This window comes from Streptomyces sp. NPDC052114, from assembly GCF_040680155.1.
In the GTDB taxonomy this organism is placed as follows: Bacteria; Actinomycetota; Actinomycetes; order Streptomycetales; family Streptomycetaceae; genus Streptomyces.
On record NZ_JBFAWC010000006.1, the window covers coordinates 248,004 to 268,543 of the forward strand.

Annotated in this window: 14 protein-coding genes; 3 read left to right on the plus strand and 11 right to left on the minus strand. The window is 73.7% G+C overall.

Features of this window, described 5'->3' with window-relative positions; translation table 11 throughout:
* Nucleotides 1-79: 79 nt before the first annotated feature.
* The 8 genes from AB0L89_RS15775 to AB0L89_RS15810 all read right to left on the minus strand — a co-directional run bounded on the left by AB0L89_RS15775 (nucleotide 80) and on the right by AB0L89_RS15810 (nucleotide 9,720).
* On the minus strand, nucleotides 80-1,096 hold the full coding sequence (locus AB0L89_RS15775) for a BadF/BadG/BcrA/BcrD ATPase family protein (protein ID WP_365140503.1): 1,017 nt from the start codon (nucleotides 1,094-1,096) through the stop codon (nucleotides 80-82).
* Nucleotides 1,093-1,770 (minus strand): uracil-DNA glycosylase, encoded by a 678-nt coding sequence (locus AB0L89_RS15780; protein WP_365140506.1) that lies wholly within the window; start codon nucleotides 1,768-1,770, stop codon nucleotides 1,093-1,095. The genes AB0L89_RS15775 and AB0L89_RS15780 overlap by 4 nt, the downstream gene beginning before the upstream one ends.
* A gap of 33 nt (nucleotides 1,771-1,803) precedes the next feature.
* Nucleotides 1,804-2,889: an exo-alpha-sialidase gene (locus AB0L89_RS15785; protein WP_365140508.1), complete on the minus strand. Its 1,086-nt coding sequence runs from the start codon at nucleotides 2,887-2,889 to the stop codon at nucleotides 1,804-1,806.
* A gap of 91 nt (nucleotides 2,890-2,980) precedes the next feature.
* On the minus strand, nucleotides 2,981-3,907 hold the full coding sequence (gene mmuM / locus AB0L89_RS15790; RefSeq protein ID WP_365140511.1) for a homocysteine S-methyltransferase: 927 nt from the start codon (nucleotides 3,905-3,907) through the stop codon (nucleotides 2,981-2,983).
* A 52-nt stretch (nucleotides 3,908-3,959) separates the two neighbouring features.
* Nucleotides 3,960-6,005: an ABC transporter ATP-binding protein gene (locus AB0L89_RS15795; protein WP_365140514.1), complete on the minus strand. Its 2,046-nt coding sequence runs from the start codon at nucleotides 6,003-6,005 to the stop codon at nucleotides 3,960-3,962.
* 15 nt (nucleotides 6,006-6,020) lie between these two features.
* Nucleotides 6,021-6,926: an ABC transporter permease gene (locus AB0L89_RS15800; protein ID WP_365140516.1), complete on the minus strand. Its 906-nt coding sequence runs from the start codon at nucleotides 6,924-6,926 to the stop codon at nucleotides 6,021-6,023.
* Nucleotides 6,923-7,882: an ABC transporter permease gene (locus AB0L89_RS15805; protein ID WP_365140519.1), complete on the minus strand. Its 960-nt coding sequence runs from the start codon at nucleotides 7,880-7,882 to the stop codon at nucleotides 6,923-6,925. Before AB0L89_RS15805 ends, AB0L89_RS15800 begins: the two co-directional genes overlap by 4 nt.
* Nucleotides 7,879-9,720, minus strand: a complete 1,842-nt coding sequence (locus AB0L89_RS15810) for a peptide ABC transporter substrate-binding protein (RefSeq protein ID WP_365140522.1) — start codon at nucleotides 9,718-9,720, stop codon at nucleotides 7,879-7,881. The genes AB0L89_RS15805 and AB0L89_RS15810 overlap by 4 nt, the downstream gene beginning before the upstream one ends.
* Nucleotides 9,721-9,926: 206 nt before the next feature.
* On the opposite strand from AB0L89_RS15810, the gene AB0L89_RS15815 reads away from it, so the two are divergent.
* From AB0L89_RS15815 to AB0L89_RS15825, 3 genes are all read left to right on the plus strand, one after another.
* Complete coding sequence (locus AB0L89_RS15815; protein ID WP_365140525.1) at nucleotides 9,927-11,108, plus strand: ROK family transcriptional regulator; 1,182 nt, start codon at nucleotides 9,927-9,929, stop codon at nucleotides 11,106-11,108.
* Nucleotides 11,105-12,679, plus strand: a complete 1,575-nt coding sequence (locus AB0L89_RS15820) for a M81 family metallopeptidase (RefSeq protein WP_365140528.1) — start codon at nucleotides 11,105-11,107, stop codon at nucleotides 12,677-12,679. Before AB0L89_RS15815 ends, AB0L89_RS15820 begins: the two co-directional genes overlap by 4 nt.
* A gap of 74 nt (nucleotides 12,680-12,753) precedes the next feature.
* On the plus strand, nucleotides 12,754-13,581 hold the full coding sequence (locus AB0L89_RS15825) for a transporter substrate-binding domain-containing protein (RefSeq protein WP_365140531.1): 828 nt from the start codon (nucleotides 12,754-12,756) through the stop codon (nucleotides 13,579-13,581).
* A gap of 33 nt (nucleotides 13,582-13,614) precedes the next feature.
* On the opposite strand, the gene AB0L89_RS15830 is transcribed toward AB0L89_RS15825, so the two are convergent.
* The 3 genes from AB0L89_RS15830 to AB0L89_RS15840 form a co-directional block, all read right to left on the minus strand.
* Nucleotides 13,615-15,576, minus strand: coding sequence for a hypothetical protein (locus AB0L89_RS15830; RefSeq protein WP_365140534.1), 1,962 nt, complete (start codon nucleotides 15,574-15,576; stop codon nucleotides 13,615-13,617).
* Nucleotides 15,573-19,310, minus strand: coding sequence for a DUF5682 family protein (locus AB0L89_RS15835; RefSeq protein WP_365141059.1), 3,738 nt, complete (start codon nucleotides 19,308-19,310; stop codon nucleotides 15,573-15,575). The genes AB0L89_RS15830 and AB0L89_RS15835 overlap by 4 nt, the downstream gene beginning before the upstream one ends.
* An 82-nt stretch (nucleotides 19,311-19,392) precedes the next feature.
* Entirely contained in the window at nucleotides 19,393-20,532 is a 1,140-nt protein-coding gene (locus AB0L89_RS15840; protein WP_365140537.1) for an AAA family ATPase, read from the minus strand.
* Between the last annotated feature and the right edge of the window lie 8 nt (nucleotides 20,533-20,540).

Consider the following 20,540-nt stretch of genomic DNA (forward strand, 5'->3'; position numbering starts at 1 on the left):
GGCTTGCGGGCCATCGCTGTTCGGGGAGGGGGCAGGTGGGAGGTATAAGTCCGCTTTTGTCTGATGAGTTACGTAGAGGTCAACTGTCGCCTTCTTTATGTACGGTGAGCATCCGCGTGTCATGCGGCAGTCGCAGCCGGTCCATGGCGAGATCGACCGCTATGCGCAGTGCGCCGTCCAGCGGGTCGCCGGCCGCCTGGACCCGTCGCGCGTGCGGCAGTTGTGCCCCCAGTTCCGTGCGCAACGGGGCGAGCAGTGGCTCGCCCAGCTTCAACAGGCCGCCGGTGAACGCCACTTCGCACTCCCCGGCGTCCGGGCAGACCGCGGCCGCCGCCTCGGCGATGTGCCGGGCCGCGTCCCGCAGGATGCCGTCGGCCACCTCGTCCTCCGCCGCGCAACCGGCCACCTCGGGGGCGAAGGACGCGAGAACGGCGGGCCGGTCCGTGCGCGGATAGAGCTGTCCCGGCAGTCCCGCCAGGGGGCCGAACACCTTCTCCGCGCGGGCGAGCAGGGCAGGCGAACCGCCGCGTCTGCCGTCGTACGCCCGCATCGCCGCCTCCAGTCCGGCGCGGCCGATCCAGGCCCCACTGCCGCAGTCGCCGAGCAGATGCCCCCAGCCGTCCGCGCGGTGCCAGGCCGTCAGGTCCGTACCGAGGGCGATCATGCCGGTGCCCGCGGCGACGACCGCGCCGGGACGGTCGCCGAGCGCACCCGCGTAGGCGGTGACTGCGTCGGCCGCGAGCGCCAGGCGGCGTACGCCCAGGGTCCGGCCGAGCGCGGACGGCAGCGCGGCGCGCAGGTCGTCGCCGAGGGTCGCGAGGCCCGCGGCGCCGACGGCGACGGCCGTGATCCGCCCGCCGCCCGCCCGCTCCAGCAACTCATCCGTCATGGGCAGCAGTTGCGCCATGAAGTGGTCGGCGTCGATGCCGCGCGGGCCGGTGCGCACCGGCTCCGCGGAGCGCACCGGGTCGGGCGGGCGCGGTGCCTGTGCCGCGCCCGCCCGACCCGGTGCGCGCAGGGCGGCCCGCAGCCCCGAGCCGCCCGAGTCGACGCCGAGCACGAACTCCCCGTGTGCCCCGGCCCCGTGCTCCGTCACGGCAGCCGCCAGTCCACCGGCTGCGCGCCCTGCTGGACCAACAGGTCGTTGGCCCGGCTGAAGGGGCGCGAGCCGAAGAAGCCGCGGTCCGCCGACATGGGGGAGGGGTGCGAGGACTCCACCGACGGCAACTGCCCGAGCAGCGGGCGCAGATTGCGCGCGTCACGCCCCCACAGGATCGACACCAGCGGCTTCCCGCGCGCCGCGAGCGCCTTGATGGCCTGCTCGGTGACCTCCTCCCAGCCCTTGCCGCGGTGCGCGGCGGGCTTGCGCGGGGCCGTGGTGAGCGCCCTGTTGAGCAGCAGCACCCCCTGCTGCGTCCACGGCGTGAGGTCGCCGTTCGACGGCGGGGGCAGGCCCAGGTCGTTGTTCATCTCGCGGTAGATGTTGATCAGGCTGCCGGGCAGCGGCCGCACTTCGGGCGCGACCGAGAACGACAGGCCCACCGCGTGGCCGGGCGTGGGATAGGGGTCCTGGCCGACGATCAGGACGCGGACGTCGTCGAAGGGCTGCTGGAAGGCGCGCAGGACGTTCGCCCCCGAGGGGAGATAGGTGCGTCCTGCGGCGATCTCCGCGCGCAGGAAGTCCCCCATCGAGGCGATCCGCTCGGCCACCGGCTCCAGGGCCTTCGCCCAGCCCGGTTCGACGATTTCATGCAAGGGTCGTGGTGCCACGGCGTCACCCTACTGCCGCAACGTCCGGTCGGATCAACCGATGGCCGCCGCCCGCACGCAGAGCACGTCCGGCAGGTGCGAGGCGAGTTGCCGCCAGCTGTCGCCGTCGTCCGCCGACGCGTACACCTCGCCGTTGCGATTGCCGAAGTACAGGCCCGCCGGGTCCAGGTCGTCGCTGCACAGGGCGTCCCGCAGCACCGTGCCGTAGTGGTCCTCCTGGGGCAGGCCGGCGCTGAGCGGCTCCCAGCTCTTGCCCGCGTCCGCCGTGCGGTAGACGCGGCACCGCCGGTCGGCAGGGACGCGGTCGCTGTCCGCGGTGATGGGGAAGACGTACGCCGTGCCGCCGCGGTGCGGGTGGGCCACCGCCGCGAAGCCGAAGGTGGACGGGAGCCCCTCGCCGATGTCCGTCCAGTGCGCGCCCGCGTCGTCGCTGCGGTACACGCCCCAGTGGTTCTGCAGGTACAGCCGGTCCGGGTCGTCCGCGTCCCGCGCGACCTTGTGGACGCACTGCCCGAACTCCGGGTTCGGCTCCGGCAGGAACACCGCCGAGACGCCCCGGTTCGACGGGGACCAGCTCGCGCCGCCGTCGAGCGTGCGGAACACCCCCGCCGTGGACACCGCGACCGTCACCGCGCGGGCGTCGCGGGCGTCGGTCAGGACGGTGTGCAGGCCCTCACCGCCGCCGCCCGGCACCCACTTGGAGCGGGTGGGGTGCTCCCACAGCGGGCGGACGAGCGCGAAGCTCTCGCCGCGGTCCTCCGAGCGGTACAGCGCGGCCGGCTCCGTGCCCGCGTACACCACGTCCGGCTCGGCCGCCGCCGGGTGCAGCTGCCACACCCGCTCCAACGACGCCCCGGTGTCCTTCGGGAACTTCACGGCGGCCTTGGCGGGCTCCGTCCAGGTCTTCCCGAGGTCGTCGGAGTGGAAGACGGACGGACCCCAGTGCGCGCTGTCGCCGCCGACGAGGAGGCGCGGGGCGGGGCCGCGGGTGTCGATCGCTACGGAGTAGACCGCCTGCGCGTTGAAGTACGGACTGTCGTCGAACTCCCATGCACCCCCTCGCCTGCGGCCGATGAACAGACCCTTGCGCGTGCCTACGGTCAGGATGATGTCGGCCATGGCGGCCACCTCCGGGACGTCGTTGTCTCAGGTACCGGCCAGTCTGCACCCCGGCACTGACAGTCACCCCTGGAGACGGCGTCATCGCAGGTCAGCGCCGTGTCTCCGGGCTCGGGCGGCCGCCCTTTGCCAGCGTCGCCGCGACCTCGGCGACGGTCGCGGGACCCACCCGGCAGCACCCGCCGATCAGCCGGGCCCCCGCGGCCCGCCACCGCGCGACCCGGTCGCCCGAGTACCGCGTCGGTCCGCGCCACGCGCGCGCCCCGGCGTCCCAGTGCTCCCCGCTGTTGGGGTAGACGACCACGGGCTTGCCGGTGATCCGCGCGGCCAGCGCCACCGCCGCGTCGGCGTCGCGCGGATCGCAGCAGTTCACGCCCACCGCGATCACCTCGTCCGCGTCGGCGGCGAGCGCGAAGGCCTCCGCGAGGGGCTGTCCCGCGCGGGTGCGCGTGCCCGCGACGCTGTACGACAGCCAGGCCGGGACGCCGAGCCCGCGCACCGCCCGCAGCAGCGCCCGCGCCTCGTCGGTGTCGGGGACCGTCTCCAGGGCGAGGACGTCGGGCCCGGCCCCGGCGAGCGTCTCCAGGCGCGGCCGGTGGAAGCGCTCCAGCTCGTCCACCGTGAGGCCGTACCGCCCCCGGTACTCGGAGCCGTCGGCGAGCATCGCGCCATAGGGACCGGCCGACGCCGCCACCCAGGTGTCGCGTTCCGGTCCGGCGCCCGCCCGGCGCGCCAGCTCCACGCTCAGGCGCAGCAGTTCGGTGGTGCGCCGCGCGTCGATGCCGTGCCGCGCGAACCCGTCGTACGTCGCCTGATAGCTCGCGGTGATCGCGACCTCGGCGCCCGCCTCGTAGTACGTGCGGTGCACGGCCTCGATCGCCGCGGGATCGTCGGCGAGCAGCCGCGCGGACCACAGGGCGTCGCCCAGGTCGTGCCCGGCGGCCTCCAGCTGGTTGGAGAGGCCGCCGTCGAGCACGACCGGGCGACGGGCGAGGGCTTCGGCGAGTGTCGGTCTCACCCCGCCAGTCTCACACCGCCCGCCTCGCGCCGTCGGCGTCGCGCCGCCCGCGTCACACGGCCGGCGCGGGCACGGGCGCGGCCAGGGGGAAGTGGCAGGCCACCTGGTGTCCCGCGCCGTTCGGCGTGCTCACGGGCGGCTCGGCGGTGGCGCACACGTCCTGCGCGACGGGGCAGCGGGTGCGGAAGCGGCAGCCCGACGGGGGCTTCGCGGCCGACGGGGTCTCGCCCACCAGCGGTGTGCGTTCCGCGCCGGAGGCGGCCTCGGGGTCGGGCAGGTTGACGGTGTCCAGGAGCCCGCGCGTGTAGGGGTGCAGCGGATGCGCGTACACCTGCTCGGCCGGGCCCGACTCCACGAGCTTGCCGAGGTACATCACGCCGACGGTGTCCGCCAGGTGCCGTACGACGGCCAGGTCGTGCGAGATGAACAGATAGGTCAGTCCGCGCTCGCGCTGGAGCTCCCGCATCAGGTTCAGGATCTGCGCCTGCACGGACACGTCGAGCGCGGACACCGGCTCGTCGGCCACCACCAGATCGGGCGAGAGCGTCAACGCCCGTGCCAGCCCGAGGCGTTGGCGCTGTCCGCCGGAGAACTCGTGCGGATAGCGGTGCACGGCGCCGCGCGGCAGACCGACCGCGTCGAGGAGTTCGGCGACCAGCTCCTCCTGCTCGGCGCGGCTGCCCACCCCCTGGATGACCAGCGGCTCGCGCAGGATCTCGCCGACCCGCATCCGGGGGTCCATCGCGGCGGTGGAGTCCTGGAACATCAGCTGGACGCGGCGCCGGTGGGCGCGCCGCTCGGCCCGGGACATCGTCGCCGGGTCGGCGCCCTCGAAGCGCACCGCGCCGCCGGTCGGCTCCTCCAGGCCCGCGACGATCCGTCCGAGCGTGGTCTTGCCGCAGCCGGACTCGCCGACCATCCCGAACGTCTCGCCCTTGCGAACGGTGAGCGACACCCCGCCGACCGCGCTGACCGTGCCCCGGCTCCGCGAGAACGGTCCGCCCTTGAGGGGGAACTCCTTGACCAGGGAGTCGAGTTCGAGGAGCACGTCACCGGGGCTCCCGGCGGCGGGCACGGCCGCCGGGACCACGACCTCGTCCTCGGAAGCGGCCTCCTCCGGCACCGGGTGGAAGCACGCGAAGCGGTGCTCCGCGCCCCGCGTCGCGTCGTCCACCAGCGGCGGCTCCTCGGCGCGGCACTCGTCCGTGGCGAAGGAGCAGCGCGGCGCGAAACGGCAGCCCGTGGGGCGCGCCGCGAGATTCGGCGGCAGCCCGGGGATGGTGTGCAGCTCGGTGCCGCGGTCGGCGGCCCGCTCGGGCAGCGCGGCGAACAGCGCCTCGGTGTAGCGGTGGCGCGGGCGCGCGAAGAGGCCGCGTACGTCGGACTCCTCGGCGACCTTCCCCGCGTACATGACCGCGACCTTGTCCACGCGGTGGGCGATGACGCCCAGGTCGTGCGTGACCAGGATCATCGCCATGCCGAGGCGGGCGCGCAGCTCGTCGACGAGCTCCAGGATCTGGTGCTGCGTCGTCACGTCGAGGGCCGTCGTCGGCTCGTCCGCGATCAGCAGCTTCGGCTCGCAGACCAGCGCCATGGCGATCGCCACGCGCTGGCGCATGCCGCCCGACAGCTGGTGCGGATAGGCCTTCATCCGCTCGGCGGGCTGCGGCATGCCGACCAGGCGCAGCATCTCCTCGGCGCGCGCCCAGGCCTCCTTCCGCCCGATGCCGGGGCGGTGCAGGAGCAGCGGCTCCGCCACCTGCGCGCCGATCGTCATCGTCGGGTTGAGGGAGGTCAGCGGGTCCTGGAAGACCATGCCGATGGTGTTGCCCCGGACGTCCTGGAGGACGGGCGCGGGGGCGGTCGCCAGATCCGTGCCGTCGAACAGGACGCGTCCGCCGGTGACGGCACCGCCGGGCGGCAGCAGGCCGAGGACGCTCAGCGCCGTCATCGTCTTGCCGCAGCCGGACTCCCCGACGACGCCCAGGGCCTCGCCGGGCGCCAGCGACAGGGACACGCCGTCGAGGGCGTGGACGGTGCGCTCGCGCGAGACGATGTCGACGCGCAGGTCTTCGATGGTGAGCAGGGGCTCGGTCATCTTCGCGGTACTCCCTTACTTCCGCAGCCGTACTTCGAACGCGTCCCGCAGCCCGTCACCGATGAAGTTGAACGCGGCGACGACCAGCACGATCGCGATGCCCGGCGGGAAGATCAGCCACCAGTAGCCGTTCTGCGTGTAGGTGATGCCGGCCGAGAGCATCGAGCCCCAGTCGGCCGACGGCGGCGGGATGCTGAGGCCGAGGAAGGCCAGATAGCTGACGTAGAGGATGGCGTCGGCGACCTGGAAGGTCGCGTTCACGATGACGGTGCCGACGGCGTTCGGCACGATGTGCTTGAAGACCGCCCGCGCGCCACCGCCGCCCATCATCCGCATGGCCTGCACGTACTCGCGGTTGCGCAGCGACAGTGCCTCGCCGCGCACCAGACGGGCGGGCGACAGCCAGGCCACCGACGCGATGATCAGGATGAGGACGCCCTTGCTGGGCGTGATGATCGCGGCGACCACCACGAGCAGGAACATCGCCGGGATGGCGAGCGCCGCGTCGGTGATCCGCATCATCGCGGCGTCGACCCAGCCGCCGAAGTAGCCGGCGACCGCGCCGTACACGGTGCCGAACAGCGTGGCCAGCAGGCCCGCCGCCAGGCCGATTTCGAGCGATGTCCGCCCCGCGACCATCAGACGGCCGATCATGTCGTAGCCGAGGTCGGTGGTGCCGAGGAGGTGACCGGGGCTGCCCGGCGGGAGGTTCGCCCGGGAGAGGTCGGTGTGGACCTGTTCCGTGTCGTACACCAGGGGGCCCAGATAGCTGAACGCCAGCAGGAGCAGCAGGACCACCACGCCCGTCAGGGCGAGCTTGTTGCCGGTGAAGACCCGCAGGGTGCGGCGGGCCAGCGAGGGCGTGGCCCGCGCCGCCTCCTCCTGACCGGGCGCGACGACAGGGGTGAGGGCGGTGCTCATGCCACGCTCCGTATCCGGGGGTCGAGGACGGCGTACAGGATGTCGGTGAGCAGCGAGCCGACGACGGTGGCGACACCGACGACGAGCGTCACGCCGAGCAGTACGGGGAAGTCGGAGCCCTGCGCCGCGTTCCAGAACAGCAGCCCCATGCCGGGGTAGTTGAACATCGACTCGACGACGAGGGCGCCGCTGAACAGCGTCGGCAGATACAGGCCGAGGAGCGTGGCCAGCGGGATCAGCGCGTTGCGCAGGACGTGCCTGACCATGATCCGGCGGCTCGACTGGCCCTTGGCCATCGCCGTGCGGACGTACTCCTCGGTGAGGTTGTCGAGGACCGCCGAGCGCATGTAGCGGCTGAACATCGCGACGATGCCGAACGCCATGGTGACCACCGGCAGGATCAACCCGGTGAAGTCGCCGAGGAGTTCACCGATCGACTCGCCCTGCGGTGCCTCCGCCGGGAAGATCGGCACGACCTGCGCGAACAGGATGATCATGATGAGGCCGAGGAAGAACACCGGCGTCGCGTACAGCAGGAAGGCGAGGCCCGTCAGGGCGTAGTCGGCGGCCTTGCCGCGCCGCACGGCCTGGAGCAGGCCCAGCGGGACCGCGATGACCACGGCGAGCGCGGTGGACAGGACCGTCAGGAGCAGCGTCTTGGGCAGCCGCTGCTTCAGCAGGTCGAACACCGGCGAGTTGAGCTTGAAGGACTCGCCGAGATCGCCCGTGAGCAGCCGCTTCAGATACATCGCGTACTGCGTCGGCAGCGAACGGTCGTATCCCTGCTGGTGGTTGAAGTGCTCGATCTGCTGCGGGGTGCCCTTCGGGCCGAGGATGGCGCGCGCGGGGCCGCCCGGCAGGAGGTGCAGGAGCACGAAGACGATGACCGACACCAGGAAGAGGACGACGATCGCCTGGAGGAGTCGCTTGACCAGAAAGCCGGAGAAGCCGGTCACTTCGCGGCTCCCTTCTTCTTGACGTAGTACCAGTGCTGGGGCGCGAAGGTGACGGTCGGGTTCTGCGTGACGCCGCGCAGGTCGTTGCGGATCACCGAGACCTGGTACGCCGGGTTGGGCATCCACATCACCGGCAGCTGCTCGGCGAGGTACTCGCCGTAGGCGTGCACGGCCTTCATGTCGGGGGAGTACTGCACGCCCCTGATGATCCGGTCGGCCTTCTTGTCGCTGTAGTTGCCGAAGTTGGCGGAGGCGCCGGTCGAGAAGAGCAGCTCGCCGCTGGGGTTGAGCGGGTAGTACCAGCTGCCCGCCGTCCCGAAGAAGGACATGTCCCAGTCGCAGCCGGGGTCCTTCGCCCCGCAGGGCACGGAGTTGCCGAGGACGGAGTTCAACGGCTGCTGCCGTACGGTCAGTTGGATCCCGGCCTTGGACAGCGACGACTTGAGCTCCTGCATCATGTTCGTCGTCTCGGTCGAGCCGGACTGGGAGAGCAGGGTGAGTTCGAGCGGGTCGTTCTTCTCGATCCCCGCGCCGCACCGGTCCTTGCCCGTGCCCGGTCGTACGCACCGCGCGGTGCCGTCGTCCGTGCGCCAGCCGTGGTCGGCCAGCAGCCGCTCGGCCTTCGCCACGTCGAACGGGTAGCGGTTCTTCTCCATGGCCCTGGACAGGTACTGGCTCTTCGGGGTGACCGGCACCGGACCCAGCGTCGGGGTGGCGCTGCCCTGCCAGACGACGTCGCTCATCGCCTTCTGGTCGACGAGGTGCTGCATGGCCTGGCGGATGTAGAGCTGGTTCATCAGGGGACCCGCGTGCGTGGAGTTGAAGTTGTAGACGATGTACGTCGCCGCCCAGCCCTCCCACGGATCGACGCGGTAGCCCTTGTCCTCGAACTTCTCCCTCTGCGCCATCACCGACGGCGGGATGTAGCCGTAGTCGACGCCGCCCGAACGCAGCACGTTGTACTCGGAGTCGGCCGTCGTGAACGGCTTGAAGACCACCTTGTCGAGGTGCGGGCGCTCCGACGCCGGGCCGGTGAACTTCTCGTTCGGCACGATCGTCACCTGGCCGTTGTCCCGCCAGCCCGCCAGCTTCCAGGGGCCGTTGACGGTCTTCCAGAGCGGGTCGGAGCCGTACGAGCCGAGGCTCTTGGCATGCCGGGTGAGCCGCGCGAAGACCGCCTTGGCCCCCTCGGTGGTGCGGTCCCAGTCGCCGACCTTCCCGCCGTCGGTCTTCGCGCCCCAGGCGTGCTGGGGCAGCGCCCGCATCAGGGTGAGCTGGTTGGCGGTGAACCAGTCCGGGTTGTACGCGCGGGTCAGGCGCAGCCGCACGGTGTGGTCGTCCGGCGTCTCGAACCGCTCGACGTTGTCCGGCATCGTCCCGACCGAGTAGCTGCCCCAGTCCGCCTTGTTGGCCTTGACCAGGTGGAACCAGAACTCCAGGTCGCGTGCGGTGACCGGCGTGCCGTCGGACCACGTGACGCCGTCGCGCAGCGGGATCGTCACGGTCTTGTTGCCGTCGCTGTACTCGGGCGCGAGGCCGAGCGTGCTGGGCCCGTGCGTGGTCAGCTCGCCCTTCTCCTTGTCCTGCACGGCGTCGTACACCGGCATGAACAGCAGCGACTGGATCCCGTAGTTGTACGAGCCGCCGTAGCCCGGCGCGCCGATCGGGAAGATCCAGTTGGGCGTCGCGGCCGGCGGCAGGGCCATGGTCGCCGTGCCGCCCTCGACGGGGGTGCCGCCGGTGGGCCCCATGTCGATGCGGCCGCCCTCACGCGTGCAGCCGGTGAGGGCCGCCGCGAGGACGAGCAGCGCTGCCGCCGCGGACCTGAGTGAGCGCATGGCGATGGGCCTCCAAGGGGTACGGGGCCGGCCCCGAACAGGAGAACGACGGGGTGGCGCCCGAACGCTAGGCCGGAGGTGAAAAACAAGTCAATAGCTTCATTCGGCAAGAACTGGAAAATCGGGCGGGGCTAGCCAACTTGGTTCGACCGGATCTAGAGTTCATGCCGTTCTCGAACGAAAGCTTCGAAGTAAATGGGGGCGGCATGGCCGGAACACCACTCGGCGAACCAGGTTCGGCGCAGCACATCGTGCACCTGGTCTCCTCGGGCGCGGCCACGTCCCGGGCCGACCTCGTGCGCGAGCTGGGCCTCGCCCCCTCCACGGTCTCCCTGCGCGTACAGGAACTCGTCGAGGCCGGGCTGCTCACCGAGTCCGGCGAGGGCGCCTCGCGCGGCGGGCGCAGGCCGCGCCTGCTGCGGGTGGCCGCGCACGGCGGCGTCGCACTGGCCGCCGACCTCGGCAGCCATCACGCGCGGCTCGGCGTGGTCGACCTCGGGGGCGCCGTCTCCGACGCCGTCGACCTGCCGCACGACATCACCGCCGGCCCCGAGTCCGCCGTCGACTGGCTCTGCGGCCAGGTCGAGGAGATCGTCGAGCGCCAGCGCGCCGAGGGCCGCACGGTGCGCGCGTTCGGCGTCGCCTTCCCCGGCCCCGTGGAGCCCTCCACCGGCCGCGTCCTGAGCCCGTCCCGCATGCCGGGCTGGCACCGCTACCCCCTGCGTGACGTCCTCGCCGAGCGCCTCGGCATCCCCGTCACCGTCGACAACGACGCCACGATGATGGCCGTCGGCGAACACCGCGTCGCCCGCCCCGCCCTGGAGCACCTCGTCGTCGTCAAGGCCGGGCGCGGCATCGGCAGCGGCATCATCTCCGCGGGCCGCCCGCACGACGGGGCCAACGGCAGCGCGGGCGACATCAGCCACGTCCGCGTCGAGGCCGCCGGCGACCGGCCGTGCAGCTGCGGCAACATCGGCTGCCTGGAGACCGTCGCCAGCGGCGCCGCCCTCATCCGCGAACTGGCCCAGCAGGGCGTCGCGGTCGGCGACACCACCGATCTGCTGCGGCTCGTGGCGGACGGCGACCCGCAGGCCACCACCCTGGTGCGCACCGCGGGACGGCACATCGGCACCGTCCTGTCCGTCGTCGTCAACTTCTTCAACCCCCAGGCCGTGGCCCTCGGCGGCGTCCTCGCGACGGCCGAACCGCTCGTCGCCGCCGTGCGCGGCGTGCTCTACGAGCGCTGCCTGCCCGTCGCCACCGCCGACCTGGAGATCACCACCACCGTGACGGGCGTCGACGCGGGCCTGCTCGGCGCGGGCCTCACCGCGCTGCGCCGCCACCTCCCGACCGCCCCCGCACCCCAGGAAGAGAGTGCACCCGCATGACCCCCTCCGCGCACCCCCGCCGCCTGCGCATCGGCATCGGCGGCATCGGCATCGAGTCGTCCACGTTCTGCCCGCACCGCTCCACCACGGACGACTTCCGCCAGACGCGCGGCCGGGACCTCCTCAGCCGCTACACCTGGACCCAGCCGGACTCCGACCTCGCCGACACCGTCGAATGGGTGCCCCTGCTGCACGCGACCTCCCTGCCCGGCGGTCCGGTGGAGGCGGAGTCGTATCTGGTCCTCAAGGACGAACTGGTCACCCGCATACGCGAAGCGGGCCCCCTCGACGGCCTCGTGTACGACATCCACGGCGCGATGAGCGTCATCGGCCTCACCGACGCCGAGGCCGATCTGACCGAGGCGGTCCGCGCCGCCCTCGACTCCGTCGGCACCCCGGACGGCACCGGACGCCCGATGATCTCCACCGCCATGGACCTGCACGGCAACGTCTCGCGCCGCTTCGCCGAGCCGGTCGACCTGCTCACCGCCCACCGCCTCGCCCCGCACGAGGACGCCTGGGAGACCCGCGAACGCGCGGCCCGCAACCTCGTGCGCTCTCTCCTGGACGGCACCCGCCCGCACCGGGCCTGGGTCCAGGTCCCCGTCCTGCTGCCCGGTGAGAAGACCAGCACCCGCCTGGAGCCCGCCAAGTCCCTCTACGCCTCGCTCGCCGAGATCGAGAAGCTGCCCGGCATCCTCGACGCCGCGATGTGGGTCGGTTACGCCTGGGCCGACGAACCGCGCTGCCAGGCCGCCATCGTCGTCACCGGCGACGACGCCGAACGCGCCGCCGCCGAGGCCGAGAAGCTCGCCCGCCGCTACTGGGACGCCCGCCACGACTTCGTCTTCGTCGGTCCGACGGGCGACGCCGATGAGTGCATCGAAAGGGCCGTGGCCTCGGACAGGCGTCCCTTCCTCATCAGCGACTCGGGCGACAACCCGACGGCCGGCGGCGCGGGCGACCTCGCGTACATGCTGGGCAGGCTCCTGGAGAACGACGCGATCCGCGCCGGGCGCGTCAGCGCCGTCCACCCCGGCATCACCGACCCCGTCGCCGTCGCCCGCTGCTTCGAGGCGGGCGTGGGCGCCGAGGTGACGCTGAGCGTCGGCGGCAAGGTCGACGCGAACCACGGCGGACCGTACGAACTCACGGGCACCGTCGTCGCGTTGCAGCGCGCCACCGACCAGAAGGACCGCGCGGAGGGCGGCGCGTACGACCGCGGCGTCGACATGGCGGCCGTGCGCACCGGCGGCCTCACCGTGATCCTCGTCGAGCGCCGCAAGCCGTTCCACACCCTCGCGGACTTCATGGGCCCGCGCGAGGGCGGCCTCGGCATCGACCCGCGTACGTACGACCTCGTCGTCGTGAAGATCGGCTATCTGGAGCCGGAGCTCCACGACATGGCGGCCGACTGGCTCCTCGCCCTCACGCCCGGCGGCGTCGACCAGGACCTGCCCCGGCTCGGACACCACCGGGTCGAGCGCCCGATGTACCCGTTCGACGCCGACGCGTACGACGGCGAGGCGCCGGACCTCACGCCCGCGCGACTGGCGCCGCTCGCTCCGTGAGAAGGGGGTTCAGCGGCGGGAACGGGTCTGCGAAGGTGATCCCTTCGAGCCGCCCGTAGCGCAGAGGAGCCCCCGTGAAGCGTGCCGCCACCCTGTCCGCCCTGGTCTGTCTGCTCGCCGTCACCGCCGCCGCGCCGGCCTCGCCCGACGCGGCGCGGCGGCCGGACGAGCGGCCGGACCGGCACCACGGAAGCCTCCTGGACACCGTCCCGAAGAAGGGCGTCCTCAAGGTCTGCACGACCGGCGACTACGCCCCGTTCACCAAGCTGGACCCCGCCGACGGGACGTACAGCGGCGTGGACATCACGATGGCGCACGACCTCGCCGAGAGCCTCGACGCCAAGCCGAAGTTCGTGGCCACCACCTGGGCGAACCTCACCAAGGACGTCGCCGCGCGCCGCTGCGACATCGGCGTCGGCGGCGTCTCGATCACCCTGCCGCGCGCCCGGCAGGTGTACTTCAGCGAGCCGACCCGCGAGGACGGCAAGACGCCGATCGTGCGCTGCGCCGACAAGGAGAAGTTCGGGGCGGGCGCACTCGCGGACATCGACAGGCCGGGCACGACCGTCGTCGTCAACCCCGGCGGCACGAACGAGCAGTTCGCCCGTGCCCACATCAAGAAGGCCACGATCAAGCTCCACCCGGAGAACACGACGATCTTCCAGGAGATCATCGACGGGCGCGCGGACGTGATGATGACGGACGCGAGCGAGACGCTCTACCAGTCGAAGATCCACCCCGAACTGTGCTCGCTCCACCCCGACAAGCCCTTCACCTTCTCGGAGAAGGCGTACGCGACGCCGCGCGGGGACGACGACTTCAAGGAGTACGTCGACCAGTTCACGCATCTGGCGACGCACGACGGGACCTACGCGAAGTACGAGGCGGAGTGGATGAAGTAGGCGCCCTGCGGGATGCGTTCAGGCCGTGGGCGTTCATGCAGGAGGCGTCCATGAGGGGGGCGTCCAGGCGGCGGTGAGCAGGGAGGCGGTGGCCGCCGTCGCGTAGAGCGAGGCCGCGAGCCAGGCCTCGGCGTACGCGTCGGGGTCGGCGGGGCGCAGTCGGCCGAGCACGTCGTGGGTGCGGTCGGCCGCCGTGTCCGCGAGGCGCCGGGCGCACAGCGCTCCCGTCCCCAGGCCCACCGCCCGCAGGCGGCGCGGGAGTTCACCGTCCGTGTCCGTCGCGGCGACCGCCCGGCCGCCCGCCACCGCACGGTCCACGGCACGGCGGAGCAGGCCCAGCTCCATGGGGAGCGCGGGCACGTCGCCGACCGGCTGTGCGGGCGACGCCTCCGGGTCCGGGTGCGGGGGCGGGGGCGCGTGGGTTCGCGCGGGGAGGTGGGTGCGGTCGAGGCGGCGCAGGCCCAGGTCGACGCGGAACGGCAGGCCGTCCCTGCCCGGCCAGGTGGCGGCCAGGGCGAGCACGCCGCCCGGCCGGTCCGGCGCGACGCGGGCCACGACACGTATCGACAGGCCGGACCACCCCATGAGGAGACGCAGGTTCTCCGCGTACGGCAGCTCCGGCCGCTCGTCCGGGGCGAGCAGGCGCAGGGTGGGGCCGCCGGTGACGGCGAGACCGGCCGGGGTGAGCGTCCCCCGGAGGAAGACGAGATCTCCGCCGGCGGACGTCCGCTCGTCGACGGGCAGGCTCAACCACGCCAGTGCGTCGGCGAGTTGCACGTGCGGCGCCCGCTGCCAGAGCGCGTCGAGAGGGTCCTCGTCCCAGTCGGCGCCCTTGGCCGTGACGGAACGCACCGTGCCGCCCGCGCCGACGCGGCCGTCCGCGGAGACGGTGGGCGCGGTGAGGATCACGCCGCCGCCCTCGCCCAGTTCGCGCAGGGAGAGCGAGCAGCCGCCGGGGACGACGGAACCCGTCGCCTGCCGGACGCGGTCGGGGCCGCCGGGCGCGACGTCGGACAGGGTGCGCAGCCGCCCGTCCGGGGCGAGCGCGTGGGCCACCGCTCCCGCGTAGCCGGACGCGGTGACCACCGGCTCGGTGAACAGGCCGTGCAGCCGCAGCGGCCGCTCGGGCCGGTAGGCGCGGCGCACGGTCCCGACGAGGGCGGGGTCCGCGGTCCCCGTCGCCCGCAACCCGCGCAGTACGTGCAGCAGTTCCGTGAGTTCCCCGGCCAGCTCGGCGAGCCGGAACCCCGGATCGTCGGCGGCGGCCTCGCCGAGCCGCCGCGCCACGCGGACCGCCGCCGCGGAGGAGCGGTGCAGCCCGAGGAGCCGGGCCGCGTGCGCCGCGTGCAGCAGCCGCGCGCGATGCACGGCACCGGCACCGCCCACCCCGGCGACCAGGACGTCGGCGGTGGCGGCCCAGAGGGTGTGGGCGGCGGTGGATTGGGGTGGGGTGAGGGGTGTGGGGGTGGAGGGGGAGGGGGAGATGGGGGTGGTGGTGGGAGTGGCGGTAGGTGCTGGTGCTGGTGCTGGTTCGGGTTCGCGGGAGGGCGTGGTTGGCGTCGTCTGCCCGGAGGTTGACGCTTCGGGGCCCGGGGAGGGCGCCTCCTCCCCGGGGCCGGGCGCCGCTCCTGGCTCCTCCGCCGGCGCAGTTCCTGGCTCCACCGCCGGCGGCGCCTCCCGCTCCTGTGCCAGCGGCGCCCGCAACAGCACCGCCGCCCGGTGCAGACACGCGGGCGCCAGCAGACACGTGCACGTCGCGTCGTCCGCCGCCGCGACGACACCGTGCGTGGCGCTCAGGGTCACCGCCGTGTCGTCGTCGACACTGATCACCGCGCGGACCACGACGCCGTCCTCGCCCCGGGTGACGTCGACCGGCCAGGCCTCGGCCTTGGCCACCGCCCCGTCGACACGCTTGCGCAGCCGTGCCGGCAGTGGATCGAGTGCGGTGGCCGCCACGTCGGCGGTCACCGGAGGCAGCGCGGGCGCTGTCGTCATCGGGTCGTCCCTCCCATGCGTTCGCCGACCCAACGGGCCAGCTCCAGCGGGCTGAGGGCCGCCACCGGCATGCCCGCGGCCACCAGCCGCCCCGCCACACCGGCCGAGTAGCGCGGCCGTCCTTCGTCGTCGAGCGAGGCGCACCCCAGTACGTGACAGCCCGCGTCGACCAGCGCCCGCACCTCGGACAGCAGTGGTCCGACGCCCCCGCCCTCCTCGAAGTCGCTGATCAGCACCACCAGCGTGCGCGACGGCACGGTCACCAGGGACCGGGCGTGCCGCAGCCCGCGCGCGATGCTGGTGCCGCCGCCGACCCGCACCTCCAGGAGCAGGCCGAGCGGATCGTCCACCTGGTCGGTGAGGTCGAGGACTTCCGTGGAGAAGGCCACGAAGTGCGTACTGAGCGCGGGCACCCCGGCGAGCACGGACGCGGTGAGCGCCGACCAGATCGTCGATGCCTCCATCGACCCCGACACGTCGACGACCAGCACGAGCCGCCAGTCCGCCGACTTGCGCGAACGCGTGCGGAACACGGGCCGCTCCGGCAGCACCGTGACCGCTCCCGTCACGGGATCCCGGCGCGCGGTCGACAGATTGGCGCGCAGCGTGCGCGCGAGGTCCAGCGGGCCGCCGGGCCGGGACGTGGGCCGGGGGTGCGCGAACCCGGTCACCGCGGGACGCATGCGGTTGGCCAGCGCCTCCGTCAGCTCCTTCACCAGCCGCGCCACCAGCGGACGCAGCAGGGCGAGCCGGCTCTCGGGCAGGCCTCCCGCGTACGACAGGACGGTGCGCAGCAGCTCGACCGAGGGCCGCGCCGTCGCGGGGTCCAGCTCCATGGCCGCGTCGATCCGCCCCGCGTCGGCCGCCGCGGCGAGCACCTCTTCCCGTACTCCGGGGCCGAACAGCGCGGCCAGCTCCTCCGACCAGCCGCGCACATCGGGGTACGGCGCCTCCGTACCGCCGCCGCGCCCGCTCCCGCCCCGGGAGCCGTACTCACCGCGGGAGCCCTCCCCGCGCCCGCTCCCGTACAGCTCGTCGAGCGCGACGGCGAGTCGCCCCGCCCGCCCGTCAAGGCCGCGCCCCCTGCCGAGCAGGAGCCGCCAGCGCTCGTGGGCGCCGAGTGCGGATGAGGGTGAGCCCGAGGCCGAGGTGTCCGAGGGGGGAGTGACGGGTGAGGGGGATGCGGTGTCCGCGGAAGGTGCGGCTGCCCCAGGAGAAGCGGTGTCCGAGAGGGCGGGGGCCGCTGTCTCCGCGTACGTTCCCGCCGTCCCGTCGATGGTGCTCGCTGTCTCCGCGTACGTCCCCGCCGCCCCGTCGATCAGGCCCGCCGCCGTCAGCGCCTCCCGCCCTGCCAGGTCCGCCTCCGCGAGCCGCGCGAGGAGCGCCGGGTCGCCCACGGCCGCCGGGAGCTCGTCCGCGGAGAGGCCCGTGCGGTCCTCGACCGCCGTGAGCATCCGTGCGCGGGCGGCGGGGGAGAGCGTGTCGAAGCCGCCGCGGAGCGCGGGCAGCCGGTCGAGGAAGGCACGGTCGCCGAGGGCCTCGACCCGTTCGAGCAGGGGGTCCAGTGCGCGGCCCGTCTCCAGGAGTGATCCCGCCGCGACCAGCGCGCCCTGGAGGAACGAGGAGAGGTCCGCGCGCAGTCGGGGCGTCTCCGCGCCGTCCACGCGGGACGCGAGCCGGACACCGAACTCCGCCGCGTCCCCCTGTCCGAGCAGCACCCGCGCGGTGCCCGCCGCGCCCCGGATCAGCGGTGTGCCCTCCGCGTCCAGGCGGGCCAGGGCAGCGGCGAGCCGCAGACCGCCGCCCCCGTCACCGGCCCGCACGGCGAGGTCCACCAGCGCGCGGGCGTCGGCCACGTCGGTGGATCCGGCCAGCCCGTCGAGCGCCCGCGCCCCGGCCGCGCCGAGCTCCTCGCGCGCGTCGGCCACCTCGTCGGCCCGCCAGTTCGGCGGAAGGCCCGGCCACCGGCCCGCCTCGATGCCGCTCAACAGGTCGATCCCATCGAGCAGTTCGGGCAGGGTTCCGGAGGCGGGCAGCAACTCGGCGATCTGCCCGAGCCGTTCACCGGCCAGCCCGGGGAGCGCGCAGTGCGCGGCGTCCGCGAGGCCCGAGAGCACCTGCGCCGCCGTAGGTCCGCCGTGGCGCACGTCGTTCGCGTGGCGTCGGCGCAGCAGGCCGGCCGTGGCCTGCTCCAGGGTGACGCCGTGGACGCCCGCGGCATCCAGCATGGCCGCCGTCGACGGCGACCACTCCACGGTCCAGCGCGTGGTGAGCGCGGCGGCCTCGCCGACCCCGGCGACCTCGCCCTCCTCGCCGTACGGCACATGGCAGACCGCGAGGCGGCGCAGCAGGATCTCGCGCCGACGGTCCAGCTCGGAGCGGTGCGGGTCGAGCCGCAGCTCGCGCCGTGCGGGCGCGTCGGGATCCGGCAGCCGCAGCTCGCCGAGCAGTGCCTCCACGGCGGGCCCGAGCCCCGACCGGGGCGTCCCCGGCGCGAGCCGCCCCCGCCGGTCCCCGACGAGGACCTGTTCCATGGCCGCCGCCACGACCCGCCCGCGTCCGAGCAACTGCCCCTGCGTCAGCACGGTTTGTACGGCCTCGACCAGCTCGCCGCGCCCCGGCGCGGGCAGGCCGCGCAGTGCGGCCAGGTCCCGGGCGACCCGGACCACCTCGCGCGCGTCCGCGGGCCCGCTGGGGTGACCGGCCGCACGGATCGCGGCGCAGACGCGCACGGCCGTGACGGTCAGCAGCTCGTCGATCCGTCCGGCGTCCCCGCCCGCCCGGAACACCCCCCGCTGCCACTCCGGGTCACGGATTCCCGCCGGATACCCGGAGCGCTCGTCCAGGAGCGGATACGAGTACGGCACGAGGGATGTGGTCACCTGCTCGCCGGGCTCTTGCTTCGCGTGCTTCTCGTGCCTCCGCTCTCCGGTCCCCGTACCCATGGGCCCAGCGGTGGACGAACCGTCGTCGTCCGGCCCGGTCAACGCCGGTGCGTGGAACGCCCCGACCACCGCCACCGATCGCCGCCCCGCGTGCTCCGCGAGGCGGCGCCGCATGTGCGCCTCACGGGCCAGGTCGTACGCCGTCACCTCCCCGCCGTCCGTCCGCAGCGCCCAGCCGACCAGCAGCGCCGCCCTGCGCAGCGCCTCCGCCGTGCCGCCGGGCGCGGCCGACTCGACGAGGCGGTCCCACAGGTCGTCCTCCGCGCGCAGCCCGGCCCGCGCGCGGAGCGCGGAGACCAGGCGCCCCGAAACCGGGGACGGTGACGAGAACGGGGGCAGGGCGGCAGGTGATTCGTCGGCCCGGCTCTGCGTTGCTTCCCGCTCTTCGGTCCGCCCCTGTGTCCCTTCCCGTTCGTCGTCCCGCTCTTCCGTCAACTCCCGCTGGGCCAGCGGCAGATCGAACGGCACGACCGGCACCCCCGCCTCCCGCGCCCAGCGGATCGCCGCCAGCTCCGGCGAGAACTCCGCGAACGGCAGGAAGACGAGTCCGCCCGCCTCACCACTGCCCGCCAGCGCCACCGGCGGCACGGTCGCCGGATCCCCGAGGTGCTCCAGCCATGGCGCGAACTCCTCGGGCAGCTCCACGAGCAGCACCTCGGGATCCACGGCCGCCAGCAGTCCGGGCATCGCGGCGGCCAGCGCGGGGGAGTGGTGCCGCACCCCGATCAGGAACGGAGCACGGCACCCGGCCAGCTCGGCGAGCGCGTCCCCGGGGCCGCCCGCTTCGATGAGTGCCGCCTCCGCGGCGATCTCCCCACCCGAAGCGTCTGCCCCGGCGTCAGAAGTGGCCACCCCAGTCTCCGAAGCCCCCTCACCCGAGGTCATCGCGCAGCTCCCACAGCGTCCGCCACAGCCCCGCACCGCTTTCCGCGCGCCGCCGCACCGGGCCGTCCCAGTAGCCGAGCAGCCGCGCGTGGTCGGCGGGGTCGTCCTTGCGCACGGTGCCGAGCAGATGGCCCGGCAGCGTCCGCACGACGTCCCGGCCGTCCCCGAGATACGCGGCGCCGATCCCCATGGACGTGGCGACCTGCACCGCCTCCGCCGTCGACATGACCGTCGAGGGCCGCTCCACCTCCCAGCCCTCGGCGCTGCGCCCCGAGCGCAGATCACGGAAGGCGGTGACCAGCGCCTCCAGGACGGTGTCGTCCACCGAGAAGGCGGCACCGGAACGGGCGAGGGCCGCCGTGGCCTGGCGCCGCACGAGATCCGTCTCGGCGGCCAGGTCGCCGATCGGGCCGACCGTCTCGAAGTTGAACCGCCGCTTGAGGGCGGCGGACATCTCGGAGACACCCCGGTCGCGGAGGTTGGCCGTGGCGATGAGGGTGAAGCCGGGCACCGCGTGCACCGTGCCGTCCGCGCCCTCCTGACCCGCCAACTCCGGTACGGAGATGCGGCGTTCCGAGAGCAGCGACACGAGGGAGTCCTGCACCTCGGGCAGGCACCGGGTGACCTCCTCGACCCTGGCCACCGCACCCCGCGCCATCGCGGTGAGCACCGGCGAGGGGACGAGGGCCTCGCGGCTGGGACCCTTGGCCAGGAGCATCGCGTAGTTCCAGCCGTAGCGCAGCTGGTCCTCCGTGGTGCCCGCGGTGCCCTGCACGGTGAGCGCGCTGGTGCCGCACACGGCCGCGGCCAGCAGCTCCGACAGCATCGACTTGGCGGTGCCGGGCTCGCCCACGAGCAGCAGCCCGCGCTCGCCCGCGAGCGTCACCACACAGCGCTCCACGAGCTGCCGGTCCCCCACGAACTTCCGTGTCACGGCCAGCGCCCGCCCCGCGCCGTCGCGCAGCTCCTCGCCGTCCGAACCGCAGACGAACAGCACCACCGCGCGCGGCGTCAGCCGCCAGCCGGGCGGCCGCGGCCCCTCGTCGTATGCGGCGAGGAACTCCAGCTCCTGCGCGTAACGGTCCTCGGGCAGCTCCATCTGCCGCGCCGTGTGCCCCGCACCCATGGCCCCTC